Genomic DNA, 22,545 nt, shown 5'->3' with positions numbered 1-22,545 from the left:
TGCGGCACGCTGCGATCTTTTGATCCTGTTTTTTACAATCAGTATCAAAAGATCGTTCATCGTGGCCCGAGCCTTTGGCAGCTCCTACAGTCAGGGCAAATCCTCTGGAGGCCTTTGGCTTAAAGGCTTCTGATGGCCGGGCCAGAGCCCGGCAGGAGGATCAAACAAGCGTTTCATCGGGTTGATGGCAAAATGGTTACTTTGTCAGTGCGTTCTTCTGCGCAATCAGTACAATCGCCGCATTTGCCCGACCGAGAATGGACGCAAGCCGGTATGGGTAGCCTCGAGAATCCGCATGCTCATCGGTAGTTATTCCTCCACTCTGGTTTTCATCTCGCTGTGTGTCGCGATTCTCGCTTCGTACACCGCGCTCGACCTCACTGGCCGCATCACCACCGCCAAGGGCCGTGCCGTGCATTTCTGGACTGCCGGTGGTGGTTTCGCCATGGGCATTGGCGTCTGGTCGATGCACTTCATCGGCATGCTCGCCTTCAAGCTACCGATCGAACTTGGCTACGATATCGCCCTCACGGCGCTGTCGCTGCTGATCGCAGTGCTGTCCTGTGGTTTTGCCTTGTGGCTGGTGAGTCAGCCGAAACTGCCAATTCTGCAATTGGCGTTTGGCGCGCTGATCATGGGCGCCGGCATCAGTGCCATGCATTACACCGGCATGGCGGCGATGCGCATGACCCCGGGAATCGACTACGATCCGACGCTGTTCAGTGCGTCCTTGTTGATCGCGATCGGTGCTTCTGCGGCGGCGCTATGGATCGCTTTTCGCCTACGCCAGCATTCGCCCTATGTCCGTTTGATTCGCGCTGGCGCTGCAGTGATCATGGGCATCGCCATTGTCGGCATGCATTACACCGGCATGGCCGCCGCGCAGTTTCCGGACGGCAGTTTTTGCGGCGCGGCGATCGATGGCCTGAAAGGCAATGGCCTCGACAGTCTCGTGCTGATCACCACACTGGCGGTGCTTTCGATTGCCTTGCTGACCTCGATACTCGACGCGCGTCTTGAAGCGCGCACCGCCGATCTGGCGCACTCCTTGACCGTGGCTAACCGCGAGCTCACGCAACTGGCGCTGCACGATACCCTGACCGGTCTGCCCAATCGCATGCTGCTGGATGACCGCATCAATCAGGCGATGAAAAAGGTCAATGAGCAGGGTGGCTGCTTTGCACTGATGTTCATTGATCTGGACGGCTTCAAACCGGTCAATGACGCTTTCGGCCATCACATGGGGGATCAACTGTTGCGTGAAGTTGGCGTGCGTCTGCGCGAAGATTTGCGCAGCCTCGACACGCTGGCGCGGATCGGCGGCGATGAATTCGTCTTGCTGGTGCGCCTGACCGAGCCTGACGACGCCTTGGGCCTGGCAACACGCCAGGTCGGGCTGATCGCGCAGCCATTTCACGTGGCTGAACATGACTTGCAGATTTCCGCCAGCATCGGCATCGCCCTGTACCCTGGCAATGGCGAGAGTGCTCAGGAATTGCTGATGAACGCCGACGCAGCGATGTACCACGCCAAGGGTGGTGGCAAAAACGGCTACAGTTTCTTCGACGTATCGATGAATACCAATGCGCGCAAACAGCTGCAATTGCTGCAGGATTTACGCGCAGCGCTGGAGCATGGCCAGTTCAGCCTGCATTACCAACCCAAATTCGACGCCGCCAACGGTCGACCGGTCGGCGCCGAAGCGCTGCTACGCTGGCAGCACCCGATCCACGGCATGCTGATGCCAGACAAATTCATCGATCTGGCGGAGAAAACCGGGGTCATCATCCCGATCGGCGAATGGGTGCTCAACGAAGCCTGCCGACAGATGCGCGAGTGGTACGTGCTCGGCTACACCGACTGGCGCATCGCGGTGAACCTCTCTGCGTTGCAGTTCTGCCACGCGGGGCTGGTGCGCAGCGTTGCCAAGGCGCTGGCGACCCACCAGTTGCCGGCCAACAGCCTGACCCTGGAAATCACCGAAACCACGGCGATGAGCGACGCCGATGCGAGCATGACGGTGTTGCAGGAGTTGTCGGACATGGGCGTCGATTTGTCCATTGATGACTTTGGCACCGGCTACTCGAGCCTGATGTACCTCAAACGCTTGCCGGCCAACGAGTTGAAGATCGACCGTGGATTTGTCCGCGATCTGGAGCATGACAGCGACGATGCTGCGATCGTTTCGGCGATTGTCGCGTTGGGCCAGGCGCTTGGTTTGCGCATCGTTGCTGAAGGTGTTGAAACGGATTCGCAGCAGGATTTCCTGACGCAACTGGGTTGCGATTCGTTGCAGGGGTATCTGCTAGGGCATCCGATGCCGGCGGATCAGTTCATGCGTGACATTGCCCGGGGCGAGAAGCTGGCGGTGATATGACCCCACCCCCGGGTTCTTTCGGGTAAACCCGGGCGCAACGCAGCCCATGCAAAACCGGCCAATGGCGGTTATTCTTCCCCGCGACGGTTACGTGTGCATTTGGGGGAAAGGCCAGCATGGATAAAGTCATTGTGATCACCGGTGGCGGGCGCGGAATTGGCGCCGCCACGGCGTTGTTGGCTGCCGAACACGGCTATCGGATCTGCATCAACTACCAGTCAGATGAACAGGCCGCGCACAGCGTGCTGGAGCGAGTCCGTGCGCTGGGCGCACAAGCCATCGCGGTGCGCGCCGACGTCAGCATCGAAGACGAAGTGATCGCACTGTTTCACCGGGTCGACACCGAACTGGGGCGAGTGACCGCGCTGGTGAACAACGCCGGCACCGTCGGGCAAAAGTCGCGTGTCGATGAGATGTCCGAATTCCGCATCCTCAAAATCATGAAAACCAACGTCCTGGCGCCGATCCTCTGTGCCAAGCACGCCATCCTGCGCATGTCGCCCAAACACGGCGGGCAGGGCGGCAGCATCGTCAATGTATCGTCGGTGGCGGCGCGCCTCGGTTCGCCGAATGAATACGTTGACTACGCGGCCTCCAAAGGCGCGCTCGATACCTTCACCATTGGTTTGTCCAAGGAAGTGGCGGGCGAGGGGATTCGGGTCAACGCGGTGCGTCCGGGTTACATCTACACCGATTTCCACGCGCTGAGCGGCGATCCGGATCGGGTCAGCAAACTGGAATCGGCGATCCCGATGGCCCGTGGTGGGCGCCCGGATGAGGTGGCGGAGGCGATTATCTGGTTGCTGTCGGACAAGGCTTCGTATGCGACCGGGACGTTTGTTGATTTGGGGGGCGGGCGATAAACAGCAAGATCAAAAGATCGCAGCCTGCGGCAGCTCCTACAGAGGAATTTGTGTTCCCCTGTAGGAGCTGCCGCAGGCTGCGATCTTTTGTTTTGTCTGGTCTGGCCTAATCGCTGGCAAGCCAGGTCCCACAGTGATTTGTGTTGAACACGCAATTTGTGAGCGACATCGAATCCTGTGGGAGCTGGCTTGCCAGTGATAAGGCCGGTGCCATCAACCTCAAACTTTCAGAACGACCGCACAATCCGCCCCAGCGTCTCCATCGCTTTCTCCGAGTCCTCGGTCCACGGGCTACCGTAATTCAAGCGAATACAGTTCCTGAACCGCTGCGTCGGCGAGAAAATCGGCCCCGGCGCGATGCTGATGCCTTGCGCCAGCGCCATCTGAAACAACTTCAACGAATCCATCTGCGGTGGCAATTCCAGCCATAGAAAGTAGCCGCCCGCCGGCTGACTGACCCGCGTCTGCGCCGGGAAGTACCGGGCAATCGCCGCCAGCATTGCGCTCTGCTGTTCTTCCAGCGCATAGCGCAATTTACGCAGGTGCCGGTCGTAGCCGCCGTGTTGCAGGTAGTCGGCAATCGCCGCTTGCGCCGGCATCGAGGCGCACAGCGAGGTCATCAGTTTCAGCCGTTCGATTTTCTGCGCGTAGCGCCCAGCAGCGACCCAGCCGATGCGGTAGCCGGGGGCCAGGCTCTTGGCGAACGAACCGCAATGCATCACCAGCCCTTCGGTATCGAAGGCCTTGGCCGGTTTTGGCGCCTGTTGGCCGTAATAGAGTTCGGCGTAGACGTCGTCTTCGATCAGCGGCACCTGATGGCGGCGCAGCAGTTCGACCAGTTCCTGTTTCTTGGCCTCGGGCATGGTTGCGCCCATCGGGTTCTGGAAGCTGGTCATGCACCAGCAGGCCTTGATTGGATGGCGTTCCAGCGTCTGCGCGAGCACGCCGAGGTCGATACCGTCGCGCGGGTGCACGGGGATTTCCACGGCTTTGAGTTTCAGTCGTTCCAGCACTTGCAGGCTGGCGTAGAACGCCGGTGCTTCGATGGCCACCAGATCGCCGGGTTCGGTGACCGCTTGCAGGCACAGGTTGAGGGCTTCGAGGGCGCCGTTGGTGATCAGCAGTTCCTCCATCGGCAGCATCAAGCCGCCGACCATGTAACGCAGGGCAATCTGTCGACGCAGTTGCGGGTTGCCTGGCGACATGTCGGTGACGACCATGCGCGGGTCCATTTCCCGCGCGGCGCTGGCCAGTGACCGCGACAGCCGTTGCAACGGGAACAGCGTCGGGCTGGGAAATGCCGAGCCGAATGGCACGGTGCTTGGGTCCTTGATCGATTCCAGTACCGAGAACACCAGTTCGCTGACGTCGACTTCGGTGGAATCGTTGACGTGGCTGCTTATCACCGGCTCCGAGAACGGGCTCGGTGCATGGGTGTTGACGAAGTAACCGGAGCGGGGCCGGGCACGAATCAGACCACGACGTTCGAGCAGGTAATAGGCCTGAAACACCGTGGACGGGCTGACGCCGTAAGTCTGGCTGGCGTAGCGCACCGATGGCACGCGCTGACCGGGGCCCAGGACGCCGGAGCGGATCAGTTCTGCGATGTCTTCGGCGAATTTTTCGTAGCGTTTCATCGAGGGCCTTGGTGCTTGTTGGCTGTGTGGGGTGCCAGGCAACTGCCCCTCACCCTAGCCCTCTCCCAGAGGGAGAGGGGACTGACCGTGTTGAATGTTGGAAGTACGCGCTTCTCTGAACCCATAATCGACTCGGTCGCCCAGGTCGATGCATAGCGAATGACACCTCGGTCGGCTCCCTCTACCTCTGGGAGAGGGCTGGGGTGAGGGCAGAGATTCTAACGACTCAGCGATTCATCGGCGCGACAAACCTGCTTTTCGCCACGCTATAAACTTCAGGTTCGTCGCTGTCGGCAATCTTGAAACTCAAGGTCTGCGAGCTGCTGCTCGGCCGCTCCGTGGTCATCGCCACCGACACCGGTACATCGACAATCTCACCCGGCGCCAGGCTCAGTTCGGTTTTGCCTTGCAGTTGGAAGCCCTCGCCGTCGACCAGGCTCAGGTGGTAATCCTGGCGCTGCTGGGTCTTGTTGATGACTTTGAGGCTGTAGATGTTTTCGATCTGGCCCTGACCGTTTTCGCGGAACAATCCGCGATCCTTGGTCACGTCCAGCGACACCATCGGCCGCTCCACCAAGGCCAATGCCAGTGCGCCGATCATCACCAGCAACACCGCCACGTAACCGACCAGCCGTGGCCGCAGCAGATGTGTTTTGCCGCCCTGCAATTCGCGCTCGGAACTGTAGCGGATCAAGCCGCGCGGGTAGTTCATTTTGTCCATGATCGAATCACAGGCGTCGATGCACGCCGCGCAACCGATGCACTCCATCTGCAAACCATCACGAATGTCGATACCGGTCGGGCACACCTGCACGCACAACTGGCAGTCGATGCAATCGCCCAGCCCGGCCTCGAGCGGTTTTACTTCACGTTTGCGCGGGCCACGGTTTTCGCCGCGGGCCACGTCGTAGGAAATAGCCAGGGTGTCCTTGTCGAACATCACACTCTGGAACCGCGCATACGGGCACATGTGCATGCACACGGCTTCGCGCAGCCAGCCGGCATTGATGTACGTCGCGGCGGTGAAAAACAGCACCCAGAACAGGCTGACCCCGCCGATTTGCAGGGTCAGCAGCTCTTCGGCCAGCGGCCGGATCGGCGTGAAGTAACCGACAAAGGTCAGGCCGGTGAGCACGCTGATCGCCAGCCACAGGGTGTGCTTGGCCGCGCGGCGCGCCAGTTTGTTCAAGCCCCAGGGCGCGGCTTGCAGTTTGATTCGTTGGTTGCGCTCGCCCTCGGTGATCTTCTCGCACCACATGAAGATCCACGTCCACGAACTCTGCGGGCAGGTGTAACCACACCAGACGCGTCCGGCGAACACGGTGATGGCGAAGAGGCCGAACGCGGCGATGATCAACAGGGCCGAGAGCAGGATGAAATCCTGCGGCCAGAAGGTCGCGCCGAAGATATGGAATTTGCTTTCCGCGAGGTCCCATAACACAGCCTGACGACCACCCCAGTTCAACCACACCGTGCCAAAGAACAGCAAAAACAGAAACCCCGCGCCGCTCATGCGCAGCGTGCGGAACAGGCCGGTGAAACTGCGGGTATGAATCTGGTTGTCGCTGGACTTGGCCGTCGCCTTCATTGGGCGTGCGGGCACCTTTTTTATATGAGGAGCTATGGTGGGGGTTGCTTCTACGGTTCGGACGGGGATTTGTTCGCTCATGGTCATTCGCTCATCAGCCTCCATCAGGCCGATGAACTATGAGCGTCGATCTGTTTGCATAACAGACTCAGCTAATTCAATAAAAACCGTATCAGATGAACTTTGATGCAGCGCCTGCGACAACTTGAAGCAGCCCGCAGGCCAAGGCGCAAACCCCTGAACCAGACGTTTGCGCGAAGTGTTGACCAAGGTCAATCAAATCACCGAATCACTCGTATCGGCCTTCAAATGCTTACGCCCGTCCTTGACGCCTGCAACGGTCAAGGCGTCGGCCTCTACTTCGGTGATGTAGACGCGCCGCGCTTCGATTTCTACGAATGACATGGCTTTTTCGCTATCTGTCTGGACCTCAAGGGTGTCGCAGATGCGAATTTCCTCGCCATTTTCAACGGTGAAAAAACACACTTTTGAGTCGGGATTGGTTTCATCGATTCGAACGGTCATGACGCGGTCCTTTTTTCACGGGTATCTGAAAGGTTAGGGCACAGGACTCGCAGATCGTTCTGCGCAACTGATTAATGGTCGCCGCTGTCCATCGCTTATATAGCCATAACAAGGATTGGACGATGAACGCGTGGTGGGAAGAGGTGCTGGAAACGCTGCAAGCGGAATTCGCCGACATCGGTGATGCGTCGCAACTGACGCGCATTACCGTGCGCCTGCTGGTGGCGGCGATCCTTGGCGGGATTCTCGGTTTCGAGCGCGAGCAAAAGGGCAAGGCTGCGGGCGTACGAACGCACATGCTGGTGGCGCTGGGTGCGGCGATGTTTGTGCTGGTGCCGCAGACCTCGGGTGCAGAGTCCGACGCGATGAGCCGGGTGTTGCAGGGGGTGATTGCCGGGATCGGCTTCCTGTGCGCCGGCACCATCCTGAAAAATCAGGAGGGTGATGAAGGGCACGTCAAAGGCCTGACCACCGCTGCCGGGTTGTGGATGACGGCAGCCATCGGTGTGGCAGCCGGGTTGGGCAAGGAGGCGACCGCACTGTTCAGTACCCTGCTGACGTTGGGGATTTTCAGTCTGATGCCGAGGATCGTGCGCATCTTCGACAAGGACGATCAGCCTTTTGACAAGGATGAGCAGAAGGATGATCGCTTGTAATCAATCGCTCCCACACTGTGCGTAGGAGCGATTGTTTCGGTTTAGAGGATCACCGGCGGCATCGTCGTCGGAGGCTCTTCCTTGGGCGGTGGCGTGGTGCCTGGCGGCTCCTGCTCGGGGATCGGTTGCGGCTCGGTTTCAGGAATGGTCGGGTTGTCGATGTTCGGATCTGGCGTTTCCGCCGGGAACGGGTTGTTCATCAGGTAGACCTCCGTGTGGCACATGGCGTGAGAAGTGCTTAAGTGGATTGACCACCTCGCGACGAATTCGATCCGCCGGTTCAAACAGACAAATCGCTGTGAACTTTTCTCGGCCGCGGTCGCTCGGAACCTAAGTGAGTTCATTCCGGGGCAGGTGCTTTGTTGTGAAGACTGAACCGGCACAAGAGCGTCCTTGGGGCGTAAAGGAGAGATGCTCGATGACTGCTGAAAAACCCTCAGAGCTGAGCTATAACCCGCACATGCCGCTATCGCAGGCGTTGCTGCTGCCTCGCATCGTTATCGAAGACACTATGCCAACTCTTGATGGCGGTCAGTTCGCCGTGAAGTCGATTGCCGGGCGCGACGTGATCGTTACCAGCAAGGTGTTTGCCGACGGTCACGACAAGCTCGCCGTGCGCATTCGCTGGCGCGAGGAAGGTCAGGAAACCTGGCAAAGCGAAGTCATGTCGGAGCTGGGCAACAACGGCTGGCGTGGCACTTTCCGCCCGGAACACCAAGGGCGATTCGTGTATTGCGTCGAAGCGTGGATCGACCATTTCGCCAGTTTCCAGTACGAACTGGAAAAGAAACACAACGCCGCCGTCCCGGTTTCACTGGAGCTGCAAGAAGGTCGCAGCATGGTGCAACACGCCGCCGAGCGCAGTGAAGGTCAGCTCAGCGAACAACTGGCCGCGCTGCACCATGAACTGTCCGGTCTGCTCGAAACCGAGCAGGTCGCGCTGTTTCTGCACTCGCGCAGTGCGCAACTGATGGCCCAGGCGGATCACCGCGCTTATCTCAGCGTCAGCGCTGAATTCCCCATGGATGTCGAGCGCGAACTGGCCGAGTTCGCCAGTTGGTATGAGTTGTTTCCGCGCTCTATCACCGAGGATCCCAACCGTCACGGCACTTTCAATGACGTGCACTCGCGGTTGCCGATGATTCAGGACATGGGTTTCGACGTGCTGTACTTCACGCCGATCCACCCGATTGGCCGCGCCCACCGCAAGGGCCGCAATAATTCTCTGACCGCTGGGCCGGATGATCCCGGCAGCCCGTACGCCATCGGTAGCGAGGAGGGTGGCCACGAGGCGATTCACTCGCAGCTCGGCACGCGTGAGGATTTCCGTCGGCTGGTGGCTGCGGCTGCCGATCATGGTCTGGAAATCGCCCTTGATTTCGCGATCCAGTGTTCCCAGGATCACCCGTGGCTCAAACAGCATCCGGGCTGGTTCAACTGGCGGCCGGACGGCACCATCAAATATGCCGAAAACCCACCGAAGAAATATCAGGACATCGTCAACGTCGACTTTTATGCGCCAGACGCGATCCCGAGTCTGTGGGTCGAGCTGCGGGACATCGTCGTTGGCTGGGTCGAGGAGGGCGTGAAGATCTTTCGCGTCGACAACCCGCACACCAAGCCGCTGCCGTTCTGGCAATGGCTGATTGCCGATGTGCGGGCGCTGCACCCGGAAGTGATCTTCCTCGCCGAAGCCTTCACCACGCCGGCGATGATGGCGCGCCTGGGCAAGGTTGGTTACACCCAGAGCTACACCTATTTCACCTGGCGCAACACCAAGGCCGAATTGGCCGCGTACTTCACCGAGCTGAACGAGTCGCCGTGGCGCGAATGCTATCGACCGAGCTTCTTCGTCAATACGCCTGACATCAACCCGGCGTTCCTGCATGAATCCGGGCGCCCGGGCTTTCTCATTCGTGCGGCGCTGGCGACCATGGGTTCGGGCCTGTGGGGCATGTATTCGGGGTTTGAACTGTGCGAGGCGGCGCCGGTACCGGGCAAGGAGGAATACCTCGATTCCGAGAAGTACGAAATCCGCGTCCGCGACTTCAATGCGCCGGGCAACATCATTGCCGAAATTGCCCAGCTCAACCGCATTCGCCGACAAAACCCCGCGCTGCACACCCATCTGGGCTTGCAGGTCTACAACGCGTGGAACGACAACATTCTGTATTTCGGTAAACGCAGCGCCGATGGCAGCAATTTCATTCTGGTGGCGGTGAGCCTTGATCCGCATAACGTGCAGGAAGCGAATTTCGAGCTGCCGTTGTGGGAAATGGGCCTGCCGGACGATGCGACTACGCACGGCGAAGATTTGATGAACGGGCACCGCTGGGACTGGCATGGCAAGTACCAGTTCATGCGCCTTGATCCGGCGTATCAGCCGTTCGGCATCTGGCGGATCAGTCATTCCTGAGCCCGACAACTATCAAATGTGGGAGCTGGCTCGCCAGCGATTGCGTTCTGGCGGCTTGCTTGTTTATCGCTGAACCACCGCTATCGCTGGCAAGCCAGCTCCCACAATGACCACCATTTTTTCAGGATGCCGGTTGGCTTCCAGAATTGAACGCAGGAGTTTCACATGGCGAAGAAACCCAAGGCAGCCACCTTTATCAAAGACCCGCTCTGGTACAAGGATGCGGTGATTTATCAGGTTCACGTCAAATCGTTTTTCGACTCTAACAACGACGGAATCGGCGACTTTCCCGGCCTGATCGCCAAACTCGATTACATTGCCGAACTCGGCGTCAACACTATCTGGTTGCTGCCGTTCTATCCCTCGCCACGTCGCGATGATGGCTACGACATCGCCGAATATCGCGGCGTGCACAGCGATTACGGCACCATGGCCGATGCCAAGCGTTTTATCGCCGAGGCGCATAAGCGCGGTTTGCGAGTGATCACCGAGCTGGTCATCAACCACACCTCCGACCAGCATCCGTGGTTCCAGCGAGCGCGCAAGGCCAAACCCGGTTCGGCGGCGCGAGACTTCTACGTGTGGTCGGACGACGACCAGAAATACGACGGCACGCGGATCATTTTTCTCGACACCGAAAAGTCCAACTGGACCTGGGACCCGGTCGCCGGCCAGTACTTCTGGCACCGTTTCTATTCGCACCAGCCGGACCTGAATTTCGACAACCCGCAAGTGATGAAAGCCGTGCTGTCGGTGATGCGCTACTGGCTGGACATGGGCATCGACGGTCTGCGTCTGGACGCGATTCCGTACCTGATCGAGCGCGATGGCACCAACAACGAAAACCTTCCGGAAACTCATGACGTCCTCAAGCAGATCCGCGCCGAGATCGACGCCAATTACCCGGACCGCATGCTGCTCGCCGAGGCCAACCAATGGCCGGAAGACACTCAGCTGTATTTCGGTGATACCGACGCCGAAGGCCTGAATGGCGACGAATGCCACATGGCTTTCCACTTCCCGTTGATGCCGCGCATGTACATGGCGCTGGCCCAGGAAGATCGCTTTCCGATCACCGACATTCTGCGCCAGACCCCGGAAATCCCTGCCAACTGTCAGTGGGCGATTTTCCTGCGTAACCACGATGAACTGACGTTGGAAATGGTGACCGACAAGGAACGCGATTACCTGTGGAATTACTACGCGGCTGACCGTCGCGCGCGGATCAACCTCGGTATTCGCCGACGTCTGGCGCCGTTGATGGAGCGCGACCGTCGTCGCGTCGAGTTGCTCAACAGCCTGCTGCTGTCGATGCCGGGCACGCCGACCCTGTATTACGGCGATGAAATCGGCATGGGCGACAACATCTACCTCGGTGACCGTGACGGTGTGCGCACGCCGATGCAGTGGTCGATCGACCGCAACGGCGGCTTCTCCCGCGCCGACCCGGCCAGCCTGGTGCTGCCACCGATCATGGACCCGCAATACGGTTATCTGTCGGTCAACGTCGAAACCCAGGCCGGCGACCCGCACTCGCTGCTGAACTGGACGCGGCGCATGCTCGCTGTGCGCAAACAGTCCAAGGCGTTCGGGCGCGGCACGTTGAAAATGCTTTCGCCGAGCAACCGCCGGATTCTGGCCTACACCCGCGAATTCACCGATGCCGACGGCAAACACGAGATCATTCTTTGCGTGGCCAACGTGTCGCGCAGTGCTCAGGCGGCGGAACTCGACTTGTCTGCCTACACCGGGATGGTGCCGGTGGAAATGCTCGGCGGTAATGCTTTTCCGCCGATTGGCCAGTTGAATTTCCTCCTGACCCTGGCGCCGTACGGTTTCTACTGGTTCGCCCTGGCGACCGAAAACCAGATGCCGAGCTGGCACGTGGAACCGGTACAGAGCCTGCCGGACTTCACCACGCTCGTGCTGAAAAAACGCATGGAAGAGCTGCTCGAAGCGCCATCCCGCACGACGCTGGAGCAGAGCATTCTGCCGAGCTGGCTGCAAAACCGTCGCTGGTTCGCCGGCAAGGATGCGGCCATCGAGAAGGTCAATCTGGCTTACGGCGTGCGGTTTGGCGATGCGCAGCAACCCGTGTTGCTCAGCGAAATCGAAGTCACCAGTGGTGGCCAGACCAGCCGTTATCAGCTGCCGTTCGGCTTTATCGCCGAAGATTACGTCGGTCCACCGTTGCCACAGCAATTGGCACTGGCCCGGGTGCGTCGGGTTCGTCAGGTTGGTTTGATCACTGACGCCTTCAGCCTTGAAGGGTTTGTCCATGCGGTGCTGCAAGGCATGCAGAACAACACCGTGCTGGAATCGACCGATGGCGAAATCCGTTTCGCACCGACTGCACATCTGGAAACACTCAACCTGGGTGCCGACTCTGAAGTGCGTTATCTGTCGGCGGAGCAATCCAACAGTTCCGTGGTGATCGGCAACAGCCTGGTACTTAAGCTGATCCGTAAAGTAGCGTCTGGCGTACACCCGGAACTGGAGATGAGCGCTTACCTGACCGCTGCCGGATTTGCCAATATCTCGCCGCTGCTGGGATCGGTGATCCGTCGTGACGCCAAGGGCGAAGATAACCTGCTGATGATCGCCCAAGGTTATTTGAGCAATCAGGGCGATGCGTGGGAATGGACGCAGAACAACCTCGAACGGGCGTTGCGCGATGAATTGGCCGACTCCATGTCCGAGCAGGATCAGCACTACAACGCTTTGGGCGAGTTGAAGGATTTTGCCGGTATGCTCGGCCAGCGCCTCGGTGAGATGCACCAGCTGCTGGCTGCGCCGACCGACAACGCCGATTTTGCGCCACAGGTGAGTTCGGCCAAGGATATGCAGGCGACCGGCAAGGATGTCGTGGCGCAGGTCGAGCATGCGCTGAAACTCTTGAAGCAACATCAGGGGCAACTCAGTGCTGCGGATCAGAAACTGGTCGCACGGCTGCTCGACGAGAAGAAAACCATCCTTGCCCATGTGCAGGATCTGGCGAAAAAAGCCGTCGGTGGTTTGCGTATTCGTGTCCACGGTGACTTGCACCTGGGCCAGGTGCTGGTGATCAAGGGCGATGCTTATCTGATCGATTTCGAGGGTGAGCCAGCGCGACCACTGAGCGAACGCCGTGGCAAGCACAGTCCGTACAAGGATGTCAGCGGAGTGCTGCGTTCTTTCGACTACGCCGCAGCGATGACCATCAACGTGCACAACGTCGATCACAGCTCGGAATCCGAAGACGCTCGCCGTCGGGTGGCGCAGCGGTATCTGCTTGAGGCGCGTGCAGCATTTGTCGAGGCATATCGCCAAGCGACAGCTAGTCTTGATCATGCTTGGCAGGATCCTGAAGGTGCCGACGCCGCGCTTGCGCTGTTCGGTCTGGAGAAGGCGGCCTATGAAGTGGCCTATGAAGCCGAAAATCGCCCCACGTGGCTGCCCGTGCCGTTGCACGGTTTGTATGGGTTATTGACGGGGCTTAAACCCTTTTCCGATCTTGGTGGAGAGTAGTCATGAGTTTCTCGAACAAGGAACAGGGTCACGCTAAAGAAGCGTTACTGCCGTCGGCGAAAGACATCGACGCGCTGGTACGTGCGGAACACCCGGATCCATTTTCCATTCTTGGCCCGCACGGCGATGGCGCTGGCGGGCAGTTCATTCGAGCCTATCTACCCGGTGCGCTAAGCGTTGCCGTGCTGGCCAAGGACAGCGATGAAGAACTCGGCGCGCTGGAGCAGACCGAGACGCCAGGGCTGTTTGTTGGCCACTTCAACGTGGAGCGGCACTATCGCTTGCGCACCCGTTGGGCCGGTGGTGAGCAGGTTGCCGAGGATCCTTACAGCTTCGGGCAGTTGCTTGGCGAAATGGATTTGTATCTGTTCGCCGAAGGCAATCACCGTGACCTCAGTGCCTGCCTCGGCGCACAACTGAAAACGGTTGATGGCGTCGACGGTGTACGTTTCGCAGTGTGGGCGCCGAATGCCCGGCGGGTTTCGGTGGTCGGTGATTTCAACGTCTGGGACGGTCGCCGCCACCCGATGCGCCTGCGCCATCCTTCCGGGGTCTGGGAATTGTTTATCCCGCGCCTGCAAGCGGGGGAGCTGTACAAATACGAGATACTGGGTGCTCACGGGATTCTGCCGCTCAAGGCTGACCCGATGGCGCTGGCCACCAGCCTGCCGCCGGACACCGCGTCGAAAGTCGCCGCGCCATTGCAGGTCAATTGGCAGGATCAGGACTGGATGAACAGCCGCCACGATCGGCAGAAACATGCAGCGCCGCTGTCAATCTACGAGCTGCATGCCGGGTCGTGGCAATGCGAGCTGGATGATCTCGGTGAAGTGGCGCGCCAGTACAGCTGGCCGGAACTGGCCGAACGGCTGATTCCGTACGTCAAGGAACTGGGTTTCACCCACATCGAACTGATGCCGATCATGGAGCATCCGTTCGGCGGCTCGTGGGGTTATCAACTGCTCTCGCAGTTCGCCCCGAGCGCGCGTTATGGCACACCGGAACAGTTCGGCGAATTCGTCGATGCCTGCCACCGCGCCGAGATCGGGGTGATCCTCGACTGGGTGCCGGCGCACTTTCCAACCGATACCCACGGTCTGGCCCAGTTCGACGGCACGGCCCTGTACGAATACGCCAATCCGCTGGAAGGTTTCCATCAGGATTGGGACACGCTGATCTACAACCTCGGGCGCACCGAAGTACATGGCTACATGCTTGCCTCGGCGTTGCATTGGTTGAAGCATTTTCACATCGACGGTTTGCGCGTCGATGCGGTGGCCTCGATGCTTTATCGCGACTATTCGCGCAAGGCTGGCGAATGGGTGCCGAACCGCCATGGCGGACGCGAGAATCTGGAAGCAATCGACTTCCTGCGCCATTTGAACGATGTTGTTGAGCTCGAAGCGCCGGGTGCCTTGGTGATCGCCGAGGAGTCCACCGCGTGGCCGGGCGTCAGCCAGAGTACGCAGCAGGGCGGCCTGGGCTTTGCCTATAAATGGAACATGGGCTGGATGCACGATTCGCTGCATTACATTCAGCAGGACCCGGTCTACCGCGCCCATCATCACAACGAGCTGAGTTTTGGTCTGGTTTACGCATGGTCCGAGCGCTTCATCCTGCCGATTTCCCATGATGAAGTGGTGCACGGCAAGCATTCGCTGATCGACAAGATGCCCGGCGACCGCTGGCAGAAGTTTGCCAACCTGCGCGCCTACCTGAGTTTCATGTGGACCCATCCGGGCAAGAAGCTGCTGTTCATGGGTTGCGAGTTCGGTCAGTGGCGTGAGTGGAACCATGATCAACAGCTCGACTGGTATCTGCTGCAGTATTCCGAGCACAAAGGCGTGCAGAAACTGATCGGCGACCTCAATCGCTTGTATCGCGAAGTGCCGGCGCTGCACGATCAGGATGACGCGCCGCAGGGTTTTCAGTGGCTGATCGGTGACGATGCGATCAACAGCGTTTATGCCTGGTTGCGTTGGAGCAAGGACGGCGAGCCAGTGTTGGTGGTGGCTAACTTCACGCCGGTGCCGCGTCAGGCGTATCGCGTTGGCGTGCCGTTTGCCGGGCGCTGGACTGAGCTGCTCAACAGCGACGCCGACACCTACGCCGGTTCCAACTATGGCAACGGCGGCGGGGCGTTTACCGAAGAAGTGCCGAGCCACGGCCAGGCGATGTCACTGGAGCTGAACCTGCCGCCGCTCGCGGTGTTGATCTTGCGACCGCAGGGCTAGCCAGGCGCCGCATAACCTGTGGGAGCGGGCTTGCCCGCGATGAGGCCAGCACATTCGGTTGTCTGGCCTGCCGCTATCGCTGGCAAGCCAGCTCCCACAGGGATTTAAGGTGATCCGAAGATCACCACCGCATCCGCACACCCAAACTGCCTATCAGCCCATTCAAATCATTGTCATCGACGTCGCTGCTGTAATCGGCGCTGACGTACAGGCTGACCACGGGTGTCACCCGCGCCACCAGTCCCAGTCCCAATTCCACAGTTGATGACTTGCGACTACTGCTGATCTTGTCGACCTGGTCCAGGGTCACCGTGCTGCCGGTATACACCGTGTGCCACAGGTTGGTCCGCACATAGGGTTCGACCGGCAAACCGTTCAAGTCATAACTGCCTTTCAACCGTGCACCTACGCGACCGCTCCATGAGGTCAGGTCGCTTGACGACGCATTGCCCGAGCCTGCTGACGGTGTGTCGAGGGTGATGCGCTGATTGATCAGTTGCGCCTGCGGTTCGACCACCCAGTTTTCGCTCAAGCCAATCGGGTAGCCGCCCTCGACCGAGAAGGTGATCGCGCTGCCTTCGGTGGCTTGCCGCGCACCTTGTTGATTGCGACTGAAACCACTGACTCGCCCGCCGCTGGCCGAGAGGTCGACGTGCCAGCCTTGCGCACCCGTCAGGCTGTAATAGGCGCCGAGGCTCTGGCCCTCCAGATTCAGGGTGGCGGTGGACGGGTCGGCGAGGGCGCGACTGGTGAGCGGGCCGTTGCCGTTGGCCTGAATCTGGTTGACGCCGCCAATCAAACCGATGGTCTGGGTGGCGCCGCTGCCGCTTTGCAGTGTCAGGACTGCAGGACCTTTTGAATGGCCACCGCCGGGTACTGCGAAACCTGATGACAGCACGTCGATTTGCGCCTGGCGGGAGATTTGGCCGTAGAACCGCTCCCAGGCTCCGGGCGCGAGGTCTTCGGTGATCAGGCGGGAGTCTTGCAGGTCAGGGCGCTGGCTGAAGCGTTGCGGCTCCGGGGTGATCACCGTCGCGGGCAAGGTCATCACCGGGACGTTCTCTCGATACCAAGGGGACGTTTCATCCGCCGCAGAACCGGCCTGCGCCTCCATGGATGAGCACAGCAAGATAGAACTCGATACTGTGCAAAAAGTGATTTTGATCTCGTGTGGGGTGATTGACGTTTTCATGGAGGTCTACCTTGCGGGCGCATGCAGCATCTCGATGTGGCGCCTCTCCTACCCCGAACGAGGGGCGACCGAATGGAGCGAGGCAAACCGTGGGCGCTCGATTTCGCGAGAGTCCGAAGGCTTGCCCCGGTTAGGATTCCGGGGGTAGTAAGGTAGAGATAAGAAGAGTGAAGGGCGCGCGTCAAGAAATTGAACGATGAGCGGTATTGGCAAATTGTCCGACGCAAGCGTTTGTTTTTCTGCACATAACTAAGTGGTTGTTTGCATGGAAAAACGTAACGAAAGCGCCGGCCCAGAGCATTTTCTTACCGACGGAAGGTTCACCAGCTAATGCGGATCCCGATGTTTCCCGACATGCCGCGCAAGTCATTGCTGTCAATATTGCGGCTGTAATCGGTGCTGGCGTAGACACTCACTGCGCGGTCGAGGGTCAGCACCACACCGAACCCGACATCCGCCGTTGAGGATTTTTGCTCGGTGCTGATCACATCACTGTCGTCGAAAGTCACCGAATCGGTGCCGGAGAACGTATGCCACAGGTTGGCACGCAGATACGGCTCCAGCGGCATACCGCTGACCTGATAGCGACCCTTGAGTCGCGTGCCGAGGCGACTGGTCCAGGCGTCGTCGGAGTCGAACGATACCCGGGAAATGCCATCGTCCTGGCTGTCGAGGGAGATTTTCTGGTGGATGACTTGCACCTGCGGCTCGACTACCCAGGTGTCGTTGAGCGCAAAGGGATAACCGGCTTCCGCCGAGAGCGTCAGCGCATGCCCGCGATTGTCCAGTTCGACACCGCGGTCGGAATGGCTGTCGCCGTCGAAGCGGGTGCCCATCACCACCGTGTCGATGTACCAGCCATACGGATCAGTCAGCGTCCAGTACAAGCCATAACTGTCGCCCTCAAGTTTGACCTTGCCGGCGCTGTTGTTCTGAAAACCTTCGTTGAAGCCGTCGACATCACCTTGCAAGCGGCTATGGCCAACGAAGAAACCGAGACGTTGGGTCTGGCCACCCGAGGTCAGCGAACTGTACAGGTCGTTGCCAACCTGAAATCCATTGAGTGAGCCGTCCAGGCGCGGCGTGACGGTGCCGGCCCAGGTCTGATCGAGGTTTTTGCCATAAACCCGACCCCAACCTGCACCGAAGGCGCCGGTCTCGCTGAGCAAGCGCTGATCGCCCTGACGATCATGGAATGTGCCCAGTGCGTTGAGCGTCAACTGCGCCGCAGCGGGTGGCAGCACCGACCAGGTCGGGACTTCCGGACGATAGAGAGGAATCGGCTCGGCGCCCGGCACAGCCGCCGGCAGGACAGGCAGTACCGCCAGTGCCGGGTTAGGCGCAGGTTCGCCGGGTTCGCCAGTTGAGCTGGCAATAGGCGTGATGGCCGCCGCGACGGGGGTGGCCACTACCGGAACCAGAATCGGCGGCAACGCTGGATCGGGATTCGGCACGCTGATCACCTGCGGCGCAACCACGGCTGAGCGCAAGTACCAGCTGTTCTGCGTACCGGCAGTCACGCCGCCCTTGAACAAGTAGTAATCGTAGGCGCCGGCAGATACCGGGCCACTGAGGGTAAACGCGTTATCGGTACTGACCGTGCTGCCCTGCGCCTGCACCAGTTGGATGCCGTTGACCTGAGTCAGTGCGCCGAGTCCGCCGACGTTGCTGACGCTGATCACCGTGGCACCGCCGAGGCTGCCGTCGTTGACCACCAGTTTGTCACTCGGCGAATCATCGCCAGCCACCACACTTTGCAGCAGTAACTGGCCGCTGTTGCCGACATAGTTGCCCTGAACCGTGAGCGTGTCGTCGGTGCGGCTGTTGCTGCGGGTGAGGTCAATGGTGCCAGCGTTATTGAACGTCACCGCTTGCCCGGCCGCTGCGGGAGCGACAGCCCCTTGCGTGGCGAGCACAACGCTGCTTGCATCGACATTGAGCACGCCACTGCCGGTTCCGGCGTCGCCCAGCACCAGGCTGCTCGACCCCAGATCCAGTTGCGAACGGTTACTCAGATTGACGGTTTCCCAGTTGATAAACCGCGCGGGCAGGGCCGTGCGCGTATTGTCGAAAGTCAGCACATCGGTACCGACACCGCCATTGACGCTGGGGGTCAGCGCGAGAATGCTGTCGTCAAGGTTGCGCAATGTGGCGCTGTCATTGCCGACGTCCATTAGGATTGCCGAGCGGATAATGCCACCGCCGTCCCACAGCAAGGTGTCATCGCCTGTACTGGCGCGGATCTCGCCGCCGATTTCGCCACCGGTCACGGTGATGCTGTCGTTGCCGCCGCTGACACTGACATTGCCCCCAACGCGCCCGCCGGAGACGATGATGGTGTCGGTGTCAAAACCAGTCACCAGGTTGCCGATAATCTGCCCGCCGGACAGATCGAAAATATTTTTGTCGAGCTTCATGTCGACCCGGCCGATGCTGCCGCCAATCATGCGCGCGACATCGCCGTCCTCGAAAGCACCGACGATGGTGCCGCCGGTCATCAGGAAGGTGTCGCGACCGTCGCCCTGAGCCAAAGAGCCTATCGAACCGCCGGACATTACGAAATCATCAATGCCATTGCCTTGGCTGACGGCGCCGGTGATGACGCCGGAGTGTATGTCGACGCGGTCGGTACCATCGCCAAAGGTCACGCTGCCGTCGATCCGGCCTGTGCCATTGGTGGGGAGAGTCAGGCTGTTGTTGCCCGCAAGGTCGGTCAGTGAACCGCTGCTGCCGCTGTCGCAGGTGAAGGCGTCGTTACCGGCGCCGGGTGTCAACACGCAGGCGGACCAGGCCGGCGGGCTGACGAGCAGCAGGATGGAAGCGGGCAGCAGTAAAGTTTGTGGCAAAGCCTTCAAAGAATTTATAGATCGCATGTTGGCAATTTCCATGGAGGAACCAGTGGGTATTAATCCTTGGATGGGTGCCTGATCTAAAAAACCTCTGAACTGCTGATGAACTACGTGAGATCTGAACCCTAACGTTATGAAAGTGCTGTCCTTAGCCTTTACAGGTGTAGAAGGTTTTCCCGGCTTCGGACAGCATGTCTGACGAACGGTCCTGCACAATGTAATGCTACAGATGCACTTCAACCGCCAGCGGCAGGTGATCCGACAGGTGCGTCCAGGGCTTGTTGCCAAGGATCTGAGGGTCATGACTGCTGGCGTTACGCAGGTAGATCCGGTCCAGACGCAACAAAGGAAACCGTGCCGGATACGTCTTGGCCGGGCGACCGTGGTGGCGCTCAAAGGCTTCGTGCAGATAATCACGACGGGCGAGGGTGGCGTTGCCGTGCAACTGCCAATCGTTGAAGTCGCCAGCGATGATCACCGGTGCGTCGTCCGGAAGGGATTCGAGCAACTGGCAGAGGAGTTGCAGCTGCAATTGACGATGGCTTTCGAGCAGACTCAAGTGCACGCAGATCGCGTGCACTTCAGCGTGACCCGGCACATCCAGCACACAGTGCAAGAGGCCACGGCGCTCGGGGCCGGTGATCGAGACGTCGAGGTTGCGGTATTCGCGGATCGGGTATTTCGACAGCAACGCATTGCCGTGATGACCGTCGGGATAGACCGCGTTGCGCCCATAGGCGAAATCGCTCCACATGCTGTCGGCGAGAAATTCGTATTGCGACGTTTGCGGCCATTCGTTGTAGCGGTTCGAATGCCGCTCGTGTTCACCCACTACTTCCTGCAAAAACACCAGATCAGCCGAAGTGCTGCGTACCGCTTCACGCAATTCCGGCAGGATGAAACGCCGGTTGAACGCGGTAAAACCCTTGTGGGTATTGACCGTCAGCACCCGCAGACGATGAATGGCGGGTGCGTCGACGAGGTGAGGCTGGGGATCGCTGGACACGGTTACTCCTCTGAATCCTGAGTGCCTGTTCATGCGACTGATGGGGGGGGTGGCAGTTCCGTCGGAATGCGCACACCCACCCACCGGTGGAGTTGCCCCATTCTGTTGCGAGGGGGATGTGCCGAGGGTTAGCCCGGCAATTCCAGATTATCCAGCACGCGATTCACCGCCAGCTCTCCCAGCATGATCAGTTGCGCAACCCCCAACAGCGTCCGGCGCTGTGACGCTGGCAAGAGACGGGCGAAGTCTTCGGCGATGGTTTTGGCTGAGGCGAGTGTTTCGCAGGCGTCGACCAGCAGCTCCTCGTTTTTAAAGTCCGCGGTAACGGCGTACATCCTGCGGGTTTGACGTGGCGGTGGGGTGAAGCCGGGGGGGCAGAGGTAGTGATCGAGGGCACGGTCGGCGGCGTCGTTGAGTTTTCTTGAATCAAGGGATTCGTAGGGGGAGGTGGGGTCGGTTTCGGGTGGGTTGGGCGTGGGTTTTATCATGGTTCAGCTCCGTGGTTGATTAGGCCGCCACGGCTCATCGCTAAACAAGTAAAGGTGGCGGCTGTACGCAGGTTAGCGATCCGGGTCACAGAAACCCCGGGTAGACCCGAAGGTCTCCCGCGCACAGCCACCATGACGCCAATTGCAGGAACGACAGAAACTGCAGTTGAGGCTGGGCATTGTGACGTCTGTAAAGTGCCGGATCGCTAAGCCCGATCGCTGATTCGTCAGCGACCGATCCACGATAGAGATCCCGCCCAAAGCGCACAAGCCGGCGGATTCTGGCGTAGCTGTAGGCAAAGGCGCAAGGATTCGTAGCCTGGAACCCGTGTCTGCAAGTGTCTTTTAAACATCGCCGTTTAAAAGCAAGGATCGTCGCCTTCGGCAGCTCACGGGTAGTTCAGACGAAAACAATCTCATACGGCAATCGCATCCGCTCAAGAATCACCGGTGGCAGCATCGGTGCGATGCCGAGTGCCGGTTCGCCCTTAAGCTGGCTGGCGTAAGCGTGGGTGGCGTGGCTTTTGCGGGCGACCGTCCAGGTGTCGAGGCGCAGTTTTCTAGCTCGCTGCCAGGGGATCAATTGCTGGTCGCGCTCTGGCCAATGCCATGCCCAGACCGGTACGTCGTGGAAGGTCGCCCCGGCCAGTTCTGCGGCTTCGGCGGCGGCGCGACCGACTGCCTCATGGTCATTGTTGCCGTCGCCGCGCCAAGTGCTGAACACCACGTCGCCGTGCCGCAGGTAACGGCCGATGAACTCGGTCAACTGGCTGTGCTGATCGCTCAGGGCGTTGTCGGTGAAGCCACCGCGCACCCATTTCAGGCTGTGCATCGGCAAGCCGAGGCGGCGCAGGGCTTCGACGCTTTCCTGCGGGCGGAATACGCTCAGGCGTTTTTCCGACCATTGTCGCGAACCGGGATGGCTGGCGCTGCCATCTGTAATGGAGAGCAATTGCAGTGGATGGCCCAGGCTTGAGAGTAATTGCAGCAGGCCGCCGCAGGTCACGACTTCGTCGCCGGGATGCGGCGCAATGATCACCGCGCGTGCGCCGGTGGGCACCAGGCTGCGGGTGTTGATGACGGGGATGTTGTCGAGTTGCGCCGCGCTATTCCAGATTTGCGCCGACGAAGGACCTTCAGTTAGCGATAACGTTTTCATGGGTGTGACGTCCTTGTTTGTCTCGCCCTCGATCGCGCTCACCGTCAT

At 59.7% G+C, this 22,545-nt stretch carries 15 protein-coding genes; 6 read left to right on the top strand and 9 right to left on the bottom strand.

Features of this window, described 5'->3' with window-relative positions:
- Positions 1 to 295: 295 nt before the first annotated feature.
- Both AB4P92_RS02240 and AB4P92_RS02235 read left to right on the top strand, forming a co-directional pair.
- Positions 296 to 2,377, top strand: coding sequence for a putative bifunctional diguanylate cyclase/phosphodiesterase (locus AB4P92_RS02240; protein ID WP_395598776.1), 2,082 nt, complete (start codon positions 296 to 298; stop codon positions 2,375 to 2,377).
- A 116-nt stretch (positions 2,378 to 2,493) separates the two neighbouring features.
- Entirely contained in the window at positions 2,494 to 3,240 is a 747-nt protein-coding gene (locus tag AB4P92_RS02235; protein ID WP_395598775.1) for an SDR family oxidoreductase, read from the top strand.
- A gap of 227 nt (positions 3,241 to 3,467) precedes the next feature.
- Here AB4P92_RS02235 and mapR read toward each other — a convergent pair whose 3' ends face one another.
- The 3 genes from mapR to AB4P92_RS02220 form a co-directional block, all read right to left on the bottom strand.
- Positions 3,468 to 4,877 carry a GntR family transcriptional regulator MpaR gene (mapR, locus tag AB4P92_RS02230; RefSeq protein WP_042558991.1) on the bottom strand — a complete coding sequence of 470 codons (1,410 nt, stop codon included), beginning with the start codon at positions 4,875 to 4,877 and terminating at the stop codon, positions 3,468 to 3,470.
- Between the two features lie 226 nt (positions 4,878 to 5,103).
- Positions 5,104 to 6,546, bottom strand: coding sequence for a cytochrome c oxidase accessory protein CcoG (gene ccoG, locus AB4P92_RS02225; protein ID WP_395598774.1), 1,443 nt, complete (start codon positions 6,544 to 6,546; stop codon positions 5,104 to 5,106).
- A 195-nt stretch (positions 6,547 to 6,741) separates the two neighbouring features.
- Entirely contained in the window at positions 6,742 to 6,990 is a 249-nt protein-coding gene (locus AB4P92_RS02220; protein WP_047300913.1) for a DUF3203 family protein, read from the bottom strand.
- A gap of 122 nt (positions 6,991 to 7,112) precedes the next feature.
- Here AB4P92_RS02220 and AB4P92_RS02215 point away from each other — a divergent pair, with 122 nt between their 5' ends.
- Entirely contained in the window at positions 7,113 to 7,646 is a 534-nt protein-coding gene (locus AB4P92_RS02215; RefSeq protein WP_042558993.1) for an MgtC/SapB family protein, read from the top strand.
- A 41-nt stretch (positions 7,647 to 7,687) separates the two neighbouring features.
- On the opposite strand, the gene AB4P92_RS02210 is transcribed toward AB4P92_RS02215, so the two are convergent.
- Positions 7,688 to 7,846: a hypothetical protein gene (locus AB4P92_RS02210; RefSeq protein WP_164488111.1), complete on the bottom strand. Its 159-nt coding sequence runs from the start codon at positions 7,844 to 7,846 to the stop codon at positions 7,688 to 7,690.
- A 218-nt stretch (positions 7,847 to 8,064) separates the two neighbouring features.
- Between AB4P92_RS02210 and AB4P92_RS02205 the strand changes: the two genes are divergently transcribed.
- From AB4P92_RS02205 to glgB, 3 genes are all read left to right on the top strand, one after another.
- Entirely contained in the window at positions 8,065 to 10,062 is a 1,998-nt protein-coding gene (locus AB4P92_RS02205; RefSeq protein WP_395598773.1) for an alpha-1,4-glucan--maltose-1-phosphate maltosyltransferase, read from the top strand.
- A 165-nt stretch (positions 10,063 to 10,227) separates the two neighbouring features.
- Positions 10,228 to 13,569, top strand: coding sequence for a maltose alpha-D-glucosyltransferase (gene treS, locus AB4P92_RS02200; RefSeq protein WP_200614473.1), 3,342 nt, complete (start codon positions 10,228 to 10,230; stop codon positions 13,567 to 13,569).
- Between the two features lie 2 nt (positions 13,570 to 13,571).
- Positions 13,572 to 15,803, top strand: coding sequence for a 1,4-alpha-glucan branching protein GlgB (gene glgB, locus AB4P92_RS02195; protein ID WP_395598772.1), 2,232 nt, complete (start codon positions 13,572 to 13,574; stop codon positions 15,801 to 15,803).
- A 121-nt stretch (positions 15,804 to 15,924) separates the two neighbouring features.
- Here glgB and AB4P92_RS02190 read toward each other — a convergent pair whose 3' ends face one another.
- From AB4P92_RS02190 to AB4P92_RS02170, 5 genes are all read right to left on the bottom strand, one after another.
- A complete protein-coding gene (locus AB4P92_RS02190; protein WP_261735318.1) occupies positions 15,925 to 16,995 on the bottom strand; it encodes an autotransporter outer membrane beta-barrel domain-containing protein in 1,071 nt (356 codons plus the stop codon).
- A gap of 320 nt (positions 16,996 to 17,315) precedes the next feature.
- Complete coding sequence (locus AB4P92_RS02185) at positions 17,316 to 19,868, bottom strand: autotransporter outer membrane beta-barrel domain-containing protein (RefSeq protein ID WP_395598771.1); 2,553 nt, start codon at positions 19,866 to 19,868, stop codon at positions 17,316 to 17,318.
- A gap of 199 nt (positions 19,869 to 20,067) precedes the next feature.
- Positions 20,068 to 20,850 carry an endonuclease/exonuclease/phosphatase family protein gene (locus tag AB4P92_RS02180; RefSeq protein WP_261735320.1) on the bottom strand — a complete coding sequence of 261 codons (783 nt, stop codon included), beginning with the start codon at positions 20,848 to 20,850 and terminating at the stop codon, positions 20,068 to 20,070.
- 128 nt (positions 20,851 to 20,978) lie between these two features.
- The gene (locus AB4P92_RS02175) at positions 20,979 to 21,338 is read right to left on the bottom strand and encodes a DUF6124 family protein (protein ID WP_395598770.1); all 360 of its coding nucleotides are present in this window, start codon (positions 21,336 to 21,338) and stop codon (positions 20,979 to 20,981) included.
- Positions 21,339 to 21,738: 400 nt separating this feature from the next.
- Positions 21,739 to 22,497, bottom strand: coding sequence for a PIG-L deacetylase family protein (locus tag AB4P92_RS02170; RefSeq protein WP_395598769.1), 759 nt, complete (start codon positions 22,495 to 22,497; stop codon positions 21,739 to 21,741).
- Positions 22,498 to 22,545 lie beyond the last annotated feature (48 nt).

Origin of the sequence: Pseudomonas sp. A0308 (assembly GCF_044218815.1) — a bacterium.
GTDB classification, from domain to species: domain Bacteria; phylum Pseudomonadota; class Gammaproteobacteria; order Pseudomonadales; family Pseudomonadaceae; genus Aquipseudomonas; species Aquipseudomonas iridis.
The sequence above is the reverse complement of the archived record's forward strand: the minus strand, read 5'-3'. Positions and strand labels throughout refer to the sequence as shown.

Excerpts from the sequence above, each read along its gene's own strand:
- AB4P92_RS02240 (WP_395598776.1), top strand. The coding sequence starts at position 296 with ATGCTCATCGGTAGTTATTCCTCCACTCTGGTTTTCATCTCGCTGTGT.
- AB4P92_RS02235 (WP_395598775.1), top strand. The coding sequence starts at position 2,494 with ATGGATAAAGTCATTGTGATCACCGGTGGCGGGCGCGGAATTGGCGCC.
- mapR (WP_042558991.1), bottom strand. The coding sequence starts at position 4,877 with ATGAAACGCTACGAAAAATTCGCCGAAGACATCGCAGAACTGATCCGC.
- ccoG (WP_395598774.1), bottom strand. The coding sequence starts at position 6,546 with ATGAGCGAACAAATCCCCGTCCGAACCGTAGAAGCAACCCCCACCATA.
- AB4P92_RS02220 (WP_047300913.1), bottom strand. The coding sequence starts at position 6,990 with ATGACCGTTCGAATCGATGAAACCAATCCCGACTCAAAAGTGTGTTTT.
- AB4P92_RS02215 (WP_042558993.1), top strand. The coding sequence starts at position 7,113 with ATGAACGCGTGGTGGGAAGAGGTGCTGGAAACGCTGCAAGCGGAATTC.
- AB4P92_RS02210 (WP_164488111.1), bottom strand. The coding sequence starts at position 7,846 with ATGAACAACCCGTTCCCGGCGGAAACGCCAGATCCGAACATCGACAAC.
- AB4P92_RS02205 (WP_395598773.1), top strand. The coding sequence starts at position 8,065 with ATGACTGCTGAAAAACCCTCAGAGCTGAGCTATAACCCGCACATGCCG.
- treS (WP_200614473.1), top strand. The coding sequence starts at position 10,228 with ATGGCGAAGAAACCCAAGGCAGCCACCTTTATCAAAGACCCGCTCTGG.
- glgB (WP_395598772.1), top strand. The coding sequence starts at position 13,572 with ATGAGTTTCTCGAACAAGGAACAGGGTCACGCTAAAGAAGCGTTACTG.
- AB4P92_RS02190 (WP_261735318.1), bottom strand. The coding sequence starts at position 16,995 with ATGAAAACGTCAATCACCCCACACGAGATCAAAATCACTTTTTGCACA.
- AB4P92_RS02185 (WP_395598771.1), bottom strand. The coding sequence starts at position 19,868 with ATGCGATCTATAAATTCTTTGAAGGCTTTGCCACAAACTTTACTGCTG.
- AB4P92_RS02175 (WP_395598770.1), bottom strand. The coding sequence starts at position 21,338 with ATGATAAAACCCACGCCCAACCCACCCGAAACCGACCCCACCTCCCCC.
- AB4P92_RS02170 (WP_395598769.1), bottom strand. The coding sequence starts at position 22,497 with ATGAAAACGTTATCGCTAACTGAAGGTCCTTCGTCGGCGCAAATCTGG.